The following is a 10824-nucleotide window of genomic DNA, read 5'->3' as shown; positions in this document are numbered from 1 at the left end:
AGCAGGCCTCGATGATCCGCCGCTACATCGCCTGGCGTAACCGCCACGCCCACGACCACCGCCTGGTCGAAGTTCTCGACAAAGCCGCCACCATCCACATCGCAAAAGCTGCCTGACACGGCACTAGGTATTGATGAAGGCGAGCAGGTCAGTGTTGAGCTGTTCCTTGTGGGTGTCACCGAGCCCGTGGGGGGCTCCGGAGTAGACCTTCAATGTCGCGTTCTGGAGCCGGGAGGCGGCGGCCTTGCCACCTACCTCAAACGGGACGACCTGGTCGTCGTCGCCGTGCACCACCAGAACGGGGAGCTCGATCGCGTCCAGGTCGGGACGGAAATCCGTGGCGGAAAAGGCCGCGATGGATTCGTAGGTGTTGCGGTGGCCGGCCTGCATGCCCTGGAACCAGAACGCATCACGGATGCCCTGGGAGACGTCCTGACCGGGACGGTTGTTGCCGAAGAACGGGCCATCGGCGAAGTCCCGATACAGCTGCCCACGATCGGCAAGGGAGCCTTCCCTTAGCCCGTCGAAGACCTCCTGCGGAACACCGTCGGGGTTGTCGGCGGTCTGGAGCATGAAGGGGGTGACCGCCGAGACCAGGGCGAGTTTCGCCACCCGGTCGGCTCCGTGCCGGGTGAGGTAGCGGGTGACTTCCCCACCGCCGGTGGAAAAGCCGACAAGGGTGATGTCGCGCAGGTCGAGGGCTTCAATAACAGCGGCGAGATCATCGGCGTAGGTGTCCATGTCGTTGCCGGTCCATGCCTGGGAGGATCGGCCGTGCCCGCGACGGTCGTGGGCGATCACCCGGCACCCGTTGGAGGCTAGGAACAGCATTTGCGCCTCCCAGCTGTCGGCGTTCAGTGGCCAGCCGTGGCTGAGCACCACGGGCTTGCCCTCCCCCCAGTCCTTGTAGAAGATCTGGGTGCCGTCAGCGGTGGTGACATAAGCCATCGATGTTCTCCTCGGGATTTCTGCGCTCCAGCGATCCGGGGCAGCTCCGAAGGTCGAGGCCAGAAAGATGCCGGCGGCCGTTCCGTACACGAGAAGCTCTGGGCACCACCCCGGTGCCATGGTCGATGCAAGCACCGATCACGGAGCTCAGTGTCACAGCATCTTCCGAGGAAGACAACAACACGGACGGGAAAGTAACCCGCTGTTCACAAGGGCGCCGTCGCCGCTGCTGGAACCGGGCTGGCATCTCTTTCCAAGACCCCGGCATATCGTGATGCCCCCTGACCGGAAGAGGGGACTTCTCACATGGCAGGCGAGCATGGCAGATCCCTGTGCAAGGGGCGCCCAGAGCGCTCAGGTCGGCCTCCGGTTGGCCACGGCGAGGTGAGCCATGGCATCGGCCACCAAGGCCGCTTTCTCGGGGCCCAGGACGTCGACGAACGTGGCACTCACAACATTGCCGACGAGCTCGCGCAGGGCGCGGGACGTGGCCTGGCCTTCGGTGGTGAGCTCGAGGTAAACAACGCGCCGATCGGTCGCGCAGGGGACGCGCCGGGCGAGATGGCGCTTGACCAGTCGGTCGGCGACCTTGGTCGCCCCGCCGGTGCTGAACGCCACCTGGCGGGCAAGTTCAGCCATGGGCATGCGCTGTTCGGAACTGCTGCTCAGACGCAACAGGGCCTCGGCCTCGGCCGGATCCAGCGAGAAGGTGGCGGTAACCCGGTGGTGCAGGTTCTTGTGGGTGCACTGGAAGCCCTCGATGACATGGCCCCACAACGTCACGGGATCCTCATCCTGCAAGATGGCGGTGCTGGAGTCTGCCATGGCGGTGCCCTTCGTTAGAAGAAGCACCCTACGGACTCGGGAAGAAGTTGTCGAAGAAGACTTTCTGTCGCTCGACCGGCTCGCGCCGGGACTAGTAGGTCCCTATGGCGGCACCTTCCATGCGCGAACAAGACTCGGAGGTGCACATCTCTTGCGTGGAACCTCCCGGCGCGGCGACTGGCGGGTGCACTCGGCCGCGCACTGGACCGAGCGCTACGGGTTGATCATCATCCTCGCCCTGGGCGAGTCCATCGTCGCCATCGGCGTGGGCGCCTCCCAGGAGCCGGTGAGCGTTCCCATTCTCCTGGGAGCCGCAGCCGGCATCGTGCTGTCCCTGGGCCTGTGGTGGCTCTACTTCGACGTCACCGCGATCGCCGCCGAGCACCGCTTCGCCGCACTGCGGGGACCGGCCCGAGCCTCCGCCGCCGTGGAGGCCTACACCTACCTGCACCTGCCCCTGGTGGCCGGCATCGTCCTGTCCGCACTGGGGGTCGAAGACGTCCTGGCCCACGTGGAGGAATCACAGGGCTTCGGCGCTTTGGGTGCCTGCGCCCTCTTCGGCGGAACAGCGCTGTACCTGCTGGGCAACACGGCCTTCTGGCATCGTGTCGGGGGCGAGTGGAAGACCTGGCGTCTTGGTGCCGCCGCGCTGCTGCTGGCCCTCATACCCGTTGCGGCACCCCTGGCGCCGCTGGCCGCCCTCGCACTTATCGCCGTGATCGTCTCCGCTCTCGTCGCACTCGAGAGCCTGCGCTATGCGCAGCACCGCACCGCGATCCGCACCTCCCGCTGAGCTGCACGCCACCCCGTACAAGGTCTCCTTCCCTATCCGCCTGCGGAGAAGAAACGCTCAACAGGCGAAGCTCGAGGCCATGAGGATTTTGCCCTTCCGTTAGTGCTGTACAAGATCCACGCCCCGGTTAGGCGGCCAAGCAACCGCGGCAACCGCTCTACTGGCTACATGAGCTAACGGGTGCTCAAAGGGGCAGCGAGTCGCCAGTCCAGGGTCATGAAGCGAATAGGTCGTGAGACATTCCCCGACAGCCGGTACTTGTCGTGAGGTCATCTCGGGGCGGTGCTGCGCAGGGGGATGGCGATCCGTGATGGGGCGGAGTGCGTTGTGCTCAGTCGTCGGTGTGGAGGTGGCGTTGCAGCCACAGCGTCGACCAGAGCTTCAGGCGGGTCTCGTTCCAGTCCGGGGCGTCAACCACCAGCGCGTCGGGCCCGTAGCGGTGGACCGAGGCGACCCCGTCGCGGTCGGTGAGCTCGGTGATCATCTGCTCCACCAGCTCGGGGTGGTCGGCGGCGAGGTCGGCGCGCAGCCCGAGGTCGAAGCACCCCACCTCGGCGACCACCGTCACCAGCGGATCCTCCACCGCATCGGCCACGGGATTCTCCCCGCGCAGCGCGGCGATGGTGCGCCGGGTGTGGGCGTCCATCTCGGTCCCGCTCATCGGGTCGCGGCCGTGGGCGGACTGGTAGGCGCTGTAGAGCGGGATCGCGGGCAGGAAGACCTGGTGGCCGGCGGCGGCGAGCACGGGGTAGTTGAGCATGGGGTAGTCATCGAGGCGGTGCTCCCCGACGCGCCACTGCGCTCCGGGGACCGCGGTGGTGATGATGCGGGCGAGGTAGGAGGTGAACCCGTCCACCAGCGTCAGGGTCTGGGCCGGGGGGTGGGGGTCCACCAGCATGCCGTGGCGGGCCCAGCTGGGCCAGGAGCGGCGGGTCGGATCCTCCTCCAGCGACCGGGGATCGACGCCGAGCTCGCCGGCGCGGCCGGTGACCCACTCCCACACCGGGCCCACCGACTCGGGGGTGCCCTCGAGCAGCACGTCGGGGTCCAGACCGTGGGCGGCCACCGCGGTGCGCAGCTGCTCCAGCGCGGGGGAGCGTTCGGCGAGGAACTCGTCCAGGGCATCAGCGGCCTGGACCTGGGACATGTCCTCGTACAGCTGCTGTGTCATGGCGTCACTGTAGTGTGCCACCGCCGGGGGTGAGGCCGGTGGCCGGGCTGCTCTACCTGCGCGGTGCCCGCGAGGTTACCCGTAAAGGCCCGGGGTCCCTACCTCGAGGTCGTCGAGCACCCACTCCGAGAGCTGTCCGGCCGGGACCACGACCGTACCGGCTCGCAGCTGCTGTGCCTCATCGTGGGAGAGGGGTTCCTCGGGGACCTCGGCACGGTGGACGGCCAGGGCCGTGGCGTAGCCGGCGGCCAGCTGGGTGGCCCAGACCTGGTGTGCGGCGTAGCCGGGGTGGCCGGGGTCGGGGCTGCGCAGATCCAGCCATCGCGCCGAGGCAGGGGCTTCCTTGGGGGTGGGGATCAGGTGCTGGTGCAGAGTCCAGGTGACGTCGGCCCAGCGGCCGGCGGGGGTGTCCACCAGGGGGTAGTAGGTGGCGATCCAGTGGGTGGGGCCGTGGGGGCGCAGCTCGACGGCCAGGGCCCCGGGATCAGGAGTGGTCATGCCCTCTTCCTGTGCACACGCGGAAAGACGTGGCGGCCGGTGGCTGGACCGCACTGCCGGGTCCGCGAAACACCCGGCAATGATGCCCCAGGGTAGACGCAGCACCCGACACTGTCGAAGCACGCGGAGCAGTGTGACGACCGGGCCGCCGCTCACGTGCTGGGTGGCGAGGCGTCTCCTGCGCGCCCTCTGCCCCGTCAGCTCCCCGGGACTCGACGCCTCGGGCACCCCAGCCGCCCTGTTCCTCCGGTAGGGCCAGGTGTCAGCGCTCTGGGCACCGCCCTGTGCCTGGGGCGGGTGCGGGTCGCCGGGGTGCTGAGGAGATCCCCGAGGTTTCCCGGGCCCGGTGGGTGGGGCGGACAATGATGGCTGCACCGGAGGAGTGCACCAGCCCCGGCCCGGGGCTATGGCCTGCTTGCTGCCCTGTCCGCGGTACGTGGGCTGACTAGTGCGGATCCTCGGAGGTGGGGCGTGGACGATCGCCCGGGCTCAGGCACGCATGCTGCGCACCGCGCTGGCCCGTGCCGGGTGGACCGTCCACGCCCTGTGGCGGGCCTACGCTCACAACGGTGGTGGGGTCGGCCGGGTGGAGGTGGAGGCGTTCCTGCACGGCGCCCTGCACCTGCATGCCCGCCACCGCTACTGTCTGGTCCAGATCGCCAATCAGGTGCTGCCCCAGACCGGAATTCCCTACACCTGGGACTTCCCCACCACAGAAGAAAACCCCGAGCACTGAACCCTGGGTAGGTGATAGCCCAAGGCCATGGCGAAGGCCTCACCGCCGTGGCCCCCGGGTGCGGTCGCTCAGGGCTGACCGGCAACGGTGTAGTAGGCCGCCGGTGGTCATCGACCCTGCACGGGTGGGGGCTCGTGGCCGCGCGGGCCGTGGCCCGTTCCCCCGGAGGCGGGGCAGCAGCCGATGAGCGGGCTGGGAAGCCAAGGGCCCTATGCCACCGGCCAGGAACCGATGCGGCTTTGGTCGAAGGGCTGTCCCCCGGTGTCGTCAGGGGTCAGTCGGTGAGGAGTTCCTCAGCGGCTTGGTCGAGCAGCAGGCGATCGAGGCGGGGCAGGTGCAGGGCCTGATGGACGTAGGCCTCGACTTCCAGTTGGCGGGCGTTGCCGCCCAGGCTGAAGTAGCGCCACCACAGCTGGGGCACCGAGATCCCGGCCCCCACCAGGGTGTGGTGCAGCAGGCGGGCTTGCTGGGCGGCGAGAGCGTCGAGCATGGGGGGCTCCTTCAGCGTCGAGGCCCGGCAGGGGCCTGCGCGGTGAAGAGGGGCGGCGGGCTGCTTCACCACCCCTCTACCCGTTGACGGTAGCCCCGCACGCGAGCAGAGGCACACCGGGTGCGTTTAGTGGACCATCCTCACCAGTTGGCGTCTCCGGTCGGTGCTTTGGCGCGGCAGCGTGGCATGAGGAAGCGCCTGCGTCCGGGTGGTTCTCGGTACAGGACAGGCAGCGCCGAGGAGGTCGCGATCGTGGGCTTCTGGGCCGGTGCCCAGCGGCGGGTGCTCCTCAGCGGAAGCCTGACCCAATGACGGCGAGGATCCCTACCACTGCCAGCACCAGGGATCCGACGGCGAGGGAGTGATCCGCATCCAAGGACACGGCCCTGCCTTTGCGGCGCTTCCGCCGGCGACGCCAGGTGCTCACCGTTGGCAGCGCGATCGAAACAAGAAGTGACAGCACCCCAAAGCCCAACATCCCCATGTTGATCCCCACCCGCAGAGCATAGGGGAGCCCATCGCGCCCCCGGCAGTGGTGCCAGGTGCTCGATCCATGACGACCGGCCGTCTCCGCGGTCGCCGCGTCTCTAGGATCCGTGGGTTAATACCGCTCTGACGGGGGATAACATGCGAGGCCACAGGATAAGGACAGGGGCGCCCATGGTGTCGTGGCGGAGGATCTTGATCGTGGCGGCGGTTCTGGTGCTTCTCCTTCTCGAGCTTGCACTGGCGCCAGGCTGCGCGGGGGCCCTGGATGCGTGCGGCCACAGCGCTTGTGCTCGCTCGGGCAGCCGATAGGCCCGCACTGTGCCGGGGCGTTGCCCCGCGGTGCAGTGACGACCCCAGCATCGCCGGCCCGTCTCACCCGGGAGGGGTCAGTGGGCGGCGTAGTAGGCGTCCTTGACGGACTGGTGGATGCGGCCGCGGTCGGAGATCGGGTGGCTGTTCTCCTTGGCCCAGGCCCGGATCTTGGCGGTGTCGGGGTCGATGCTCGAGGATCGGGCCCCGGTGCTGCGGGAGAGGGTGGAACGGGTTCCGGTGTGGGTGGTCTTACGGCCGGCGGCCACGAAGGGGCGCAGCGCCTCGCGCAGCTTCTCGGCATTGGCCTCGGAGAGGTCGATCTCGTAGTCACGCCCGTCCAGGGCGAAGGTGAGGGTGTGGTCGGCGGGGCCGCCGTCGAGGTCGTCCTCGAGGTGCACTTCGACTTTCTGCGCCATGGGTGAGGCATCCTTTCGGGTGAACGGGTCGTAGAACAGGGCGGTGTTGTCGTACGGGTAGTCAGGAGTCGACGGTGGTGTCATCGCCAACCGGGTCCTCCTGGACGGCGACGGCGTCGATGTCCTCCGCCGCCTCTGCCCCCTCTGCCGTCTCAGCGTCCTGGATCGGTGCCGTGGTCTTGGTGCGGTTGCCGGTGATGACGGTGCCCTCATCGGTGAGGTCCACGCAGAGCATGCCGTCCTCCACGAACGGCTTCCATCGCCTCGTGGCAGTGGTGTCGATCCCGTAGTGCTGCGTGAAAGCAGTGGCCGAGATGATGGCCTGCCCGGGCCCCCGCCGGGAGCCGTTGCGCACCGCATAGGCGTGTGGGGAAGAGTCATCGGCGGCACGCAGGGCCATCACGCGTCGATCGCAGTCGTAGAGCAGCTCCACAGTCTGCGCGTTGTCCACGAGGTCGTGGGCGGCCTTGTTCAGCGAGATCACCCCGCGCTTCTGGATGGTGACGCTGGGCGCCTTCGCCAGCGGGGTCATTCTCTTGTCGAAGACCTCGAAGCCCATGATTCTTCCCGTAGCTACTGAATGCAGAGCACTGTATGCATCGTATTCATTGCATTGTATGCCTGGACACTTACCGTGCTCGTGCAGCGGTGTGTCTTGGAAGGCTAGGGTTGCAAGACGTCTCGCTGCTGCGCCGTGCGGCGCATAAAAGGTGAGGTCGGAATGCCTTGTAACTATGTGACTCAGCCCCAAGTGAAGCGCCCGTATTCATCGACAGTTACGAGACGTCTCTTGCCGGTGGTCGAGGATGATGTCGGTGCAGAACGGGAAGTGTGGGTGAGGCAGTAAACCCGACGTGATGGAGGGGCGGTGCCTGGTGGCACCGCCCCTCCATCACGTCCCCTCACGAAATATTCAGAGCGCCCACATTTCCTCGATGCGCTCCGCCCGCTCCCTCCGCGCCTCCAGCGCCTCATCCATCGACACCGCCCGGAACCGCGTCGCCGTCCCCGGCGTCGCCCGCGCCAGCAGGTCCATGTCCGCGGAGATCACGGTGCCCACCATGGCGTAGCCGCCCCCGGAGACCGCGTCCCGGTGCAGCACGATCGGCTGGGTGCCGCCGGGGATCTGGATGGAGCCCACGGCGTAGCCGGCGTCGACGATGTTGGACGGGTCCTGGCCCGCCCCGAAGGGCTGCTCGCGCTCGATCCACTCCACGCCGGGACCCTGGTAGCGCAGGCCCATGCGGTCGGCCACGGGGGTGAGTTTCCACTCCTCCTCGACCAGCCGGCGCCGGCCCTCGTCGGTGAGCAGGTGGTCGTAGAGGCCCCACACCATCCGCAGCTCCTGGGTCCCGCCCAGGGCGGGCCGGGAGGACTCGGGGATCTCCTCGATCGACGGCAGCAGCCCCGTCGCGGCGCCCACGGGCACGACGTCGCCGGCCTCCAGCTTCCGCCCGCCCATCCCGCCGAGCCGCCCGATGGCGTAGGTGGAGCGGGAGCCGAGCACCTCGGGCACGTCGATGCCGCCGCGCACGGCCAGGTAGAACCGGGCGCCGCCCTTGAGCACCCCGAACTTCACCGAGTCCCCCTCGGCGAGCTCGATCCGCGTCCAGGGCGCCTGCTCCTGGCCGTTGACCAGCACGGGCACGGCGGCGCCGGTGACGGCGATCGTCGTCGGCGCGTCCACCGTGAAGGCGGGCCCCATGTAGGTGCACTCCAGCACGGCCTCGGCCGCGGTGTTGCCCACCAGCTTGTTGGCCGCCTGCGCCGACTCCTGGTCCATGGACCCGCCCTGCGGGATGCCCACGTTGTAGTACCCGCGCCGCCCGAGGTCCTGGACGGTGGTCAGCAGCCCGGGCTGCTCAATTGTCAGCGCCATCGAGGGCCTCCAGCAGGGATCGGTTGTAGGCGTCGGGGTTCTCGAGCGCGGCGTCGAGGTCGAGGGTCACGGGCGCCTGCCTGTACCGCCAGGTGCCGGCCTCGACCTGCTCCTGGATGGCGCGGTACTCGGCCTCCTCGACGGGCCGGAACTTCACGAGGTCCCCGGGGCGGAAGAGGATCAGGAAGTCCTTGAAGTCGGGCAGCAGCTGCTCGGGGTCGTAGATCGGCGCGGCCGCGACCCCGAACATCTGGTACCCCCCGGCCCCGCGCACCGAGTAGATGCACCCGAAGCACCCGCCGTGGCCCACGGTCAGCGGGGGAGTGTCCGTGCGGGGGCTGAGGTACTTGGGCACCTGCAGCTGCCGCTCCCGTGGGACGAGCTGGTAGAGGAACGGCAGCCCGGCCACGAACCCGACCATGGACGCGATCCACGGGGATTCGTGGTGGCGGCGGACGAACTCCGCGGCGTCCTCGAGGCCGTTGACCTTCGCGGCGTAGTCGAGGTCGGACCCGCCCGGCTCCTGGTGGTAGCCCTCGCGGAAGCGCTGGGAGACCTCGGCGGTGAACGGGTCCTGGTACCACACCGGGATCTCGAGGATCCGGGTCTCCACCGTGTGCCGCGTGGAGGTGCGGGCCTGCGCCTCGAGCTCCTGGGTGCGGCGCTTGAGGTCCCCGGCGTCGAGGACGTCGGGGTCGAAGCGCACCAGCAGGGACGCGTTGGCGGGGCAGACGTCGACGACGCCGTCCAGGGCCAGCTGCTCGAGTCCGTGGGCGACCGTCGTGGCGAGGTAGTTGGCCGTGAGGTTCATGGCCTCGTCAAACTCCACGAACAGGAACTCGTCCCCGCCCCAGGTGTACCGGGCGGTGGGCAGGTAGAAGGTCTCGGTCGCCTGTCCGGTCATCGTGCGCCCCCCGTGCTCAGCATCTCGGTCTCGATGTAGGTGGTCCAGTGCTCCACGGCCGCGAACCGCGGGTCCGTCACGAGCCGCGCCAGCAGCGGCACCGTGGTCCTGATTCCCTCGATGTGCGTGGCGGCCAGCCCCTCGCTCATCCGCCGCACGGCCTCCTGCCGGTCGTGGCCGTGGACGATGAGCTTCGCCAGCAGGGAGTCGTAGAACGGGGCGACGGTGTCCCCGGAGCGCACGCCGGTGTCCACGCGGTAGTCCCCGCCCTGCGGCCAGTCCAGGCGGGTGAGCGTGCCGGGGCTGGGCAGGAAGTTGCGCTCGGGGTCCTCGGCGTTGATCCGGCACTCGATGGCGTGGCCGTCGAAGCGGATGTCCTCCTGGCGCAGCTCCGTGCGCCCGGTCGAGGCGATGCGCAGCTGCTCGGCCACGAGGTCCACGCCGGTGACGAACTCGGTCACCGGGTGCTCGACCTGCAGGCGGGTGTTCATCTCGATGAACGCCGCCTCGTGCCGGACGGGGTCGTAGAGGTACTCGACCGTGCCCACACCCTTGTACTTCGCCAGCCGGGCGAGGTTCACGGCCGAGGCGCGGACGCGCTCGCGCACGGCGTCGGGCAGGTCCGGGGCCGGGGCCTCCTCGACGATCTTCTGCGAGCGCCGCTGCAGGGAGCAGTCGCGGTCGCCCAGGTGCAGGAACGTCCGCCCGTCGCCGAGCACCTGGACCTCCACGTGCCGGGCGCGCTCGACGAAGCGCTCGAGGTAGACCGTTGGGTCCCCGAAGCTCGCGGAGGCCTCGGCCTTGGCGACGTCCACGGTCTTGAGCAGGTCCTCCTCCGCCCGGACCAGGCGGATGCCGCGCCCGCCGCCGCCGGCCGAGGCCTTGATGACGAGCGGGTAGCCGACCTGCCGGGCCAGGGCGAGCACGGCGTCGTCGTCGCCGGTGAGGGGCCCGTTGGAGCCGGGGAGGACGGGGACGTCCGCGGCGACGGCGGCCTCCAGAGCGCGGGTCTTGTGGCCCATGAGGTCGATGACGTCGGGGTCGGGGCCCACCCAGGTCATGCCGGCGTCCTGGACGCGGCGGGCGAACGCCGCGTTCTCGGAGAGGAACCCGTAGCCGGGGTGGACGGCGTCGCAGCCGGCCTTGGTGCCGGCGGCCACGATGGCCTCGGCGTTGAGGTAGGACGCCTGGGCGGGGGCGGGGCCGACGACGGCGACCTCGTCGGCGAGCTCGGCCGCCATCGACTGCCGGTCGATCTCGCTGACGGCCAGCACGGTGCGCAGGCCCAGGTCCTGGGCGGAGCGCAGGATGCGCACCGCGATCTCGCCGCGGTTGGCGACGAGCAGCGAGGAGATCGCCACGG

The 10824-nt window shown here is 69.2% G+C and carries 13 protein-coding genes; 2 read left to right on the top strand and 11 right to left on the bottom strand.

Features of this window, described 5'->3' with window-relative positions; translation table 11 throughout:
* Positions 1 to 123: 123 nt before the first annotated feature.
* Both M3185_RS03595 and M3185_RS03590 read right to left on the bottom strand, forming a co-directional pair.
* Positions 124 to 948 carry an alpha/beta fold hydrolase gene (locus tag M3185_RS03595; protein WP_251332304.1) on the bottom strand — a complete coding sequence of 275 codons (825 nt, stop codon included), beginning with the start codon at positions 946 to 948 and terminating at the stop codon, positions 124 to 126.
* Between the two features lie 354 nt (positions 949 to 1302).
* Positions 1303 to 1773 carry a MarR family winged helix-turn-helix transcriptional regulator gene (locus M3185_RS03590; protein WP_251332303.1) on the bottom strand — a complete coding sequence of 157 codons (471 nt, stop codon included), beginning with the start codon at positions 1771 to 1773 and terminating at the stop codon, positions 1303 to 1305.
* A gap of 151 nt (positions 1774 to 1924) precedes the next feature.
* On the opposite strand from M3185_RS03590, the gene M3185_RS03585 reads away from it, so the two are divergent.
* Positions 1925 to 2566, top strand: a complete 642-nt coding sequence (locus M3185_RS03585) for a low temperature requirement protein A (protein ID WP_251332302.1) — start codon at positions 1925 to 1927, stop codon at positions 2564 to 2566.
* Positions 2567 to 2897: 331 nt separating this feature from the next.
* Here the strand turns inward: M3185_RS03585 and M3185_RS03580 are convergent, their stop codons facing one another.
* Positions 2898 to 3737 carry a hypothetical protein gene (locus M3185_RS03580; RefSeq protein WP_251332301.1) on the bottom strand — a complete coding sequence of 280 codons (840 nt, stop codon included), beginning with the start codon at positions 3735 to 3737 and terminating at the stop codon, positions 2898 to 2900.
* Between the two features lie 75 nt (positions 3738 to 3812).
* Positions 3813 to 4235, bottom strand: a complete 423-nt coding sequence (locus M3185_RS03575) for a hypothetical protein (RefSeq protein ID WP_251332300.1) — start codon at positions 4233 to 4235, stop codon at positions 3813 to 3815.
* A 499-nt stretch (positions 4236 to 4734) separates the two neighbouring features.
* Between M3185_RS03575 and M3185_RS03570 the strand changes: the two genes are divergently transcribed.
* The gene (locus M3185_RS03570) at positions 4735 to 4971 is read left to right on the top strand and encodes a hypothetical protein (RefSeq protein ID WP_251332299.1); all 237 of its coding nucleotides are present in this window, start codon (positions 4735 to 4737) and stop codon (positions 4969 to 4971) included.
* 274 nt (positions 4972 to 5245) lie between these two features.
* On the opposite strand, the gene M3185_RS03565 is transcribed toward M3185_RS03570, so the two are convergent.
* From M3185_RS03565 to M3185_RS03535, 7 genes are all read right to left on the bottom strand, one after another.
* Positions 5246 to 5461, bottom strand: coding sequence for a hypothetical protein (locus M3185_RS03565; RefSeq protein WP_251332298.1), 216 nt, complete (start codon positions 5459 to 5461; stop codon positions 5246 to 5248).
* A 289-nt stretch (positions 5462 to 5750) separates the two neighbouring features.
* A complete protein-coding gene (locus tag M3185_RS03560) occupies positions 5751 to 5957 on the bottom strand; it encodes a hypothetical protein (protein WP_251332297.1) in 207 nt (68 codons plus the stop codon).
* Positions 5958 to 6336: 379 nt separating this feature from the next.
* Positions 6337 to 6678, bottom strand: coding sequence for a histone-like nucleoid-structuring protein Lsr2 (locus M3185_RS03555; RefSeq protein WP_251332311.1), 342 nt, complete (start codon positions 6676 to 6678; stop codon positions 6337 to 6339).
* Positions 6679 to 6739: 61 nt separating this feature from the next.
* Entirely contained in the window at positions 6740 to 7237 is a 498-nt protein-coding gene (locus M3185_RS03550; protein ID WP_251332296.1) for a hypothetical protein, read from the bottom strand.
* 354 nt (positions 7238 to 7591) lie between these two features.
* Positions 7592 to 8557, bottom strand: a complete 966-nt coding sequence (locus M3185_RS03545) for a 5-oxoprolinase subunit C family protein (RefSeq protein WP_251332295.1) — start codon at positions 8555 to 8557, stop codon at positions 7592 to 7594.
* Positions 8541 to 9461: a 5-oxoprolinase subunit B family protein gene (locus tag M3185_RS03540; RefSeq protein WP_251332294.1), complete on the bottom strand. Its 921-nt coding sequence runs from the start codon at positions 9459 to 9461 to the stop codon at positions 8541 to 8543. The genes M3185_RS03545 and M3185_RS03540 overlap by 17 nt, the downstream gene beginning before the upstream one ends.
* Positions 9458 to 10822 (bottom strand): acetyl-CoA carboxylase biotin carboxylase subunit, encoded by a 1365-nt coding sequence (locus tag M3185_RS03535; protein ID WP_251332293.1) that lies wholly within the window; start codon positions 10820 to 10822, stop codon positions 9458 to 9460. Before M3185_RS03535 ends, M3185_RS03540 begins: the two co-directional genes overlap by 4 nt.
* Positions 10823 to 10824 lie beyond the last annotated feature (2 nt).

Origin of the sequence: Kocuria rosea (genome assembly GCF_023715525.1) — a bacterium.
GTDB lineage: Bacteria > Actinomycetota > Actinomycetes > Actinomycetales > Micrococcaceae > Kocuria > Kocuria rosea_A.
The sequence above is the reverse complement of the archived record's forward strand: the minus strand, read 5'-3'. Positions and strand labels throughout refer to the sequence as shown.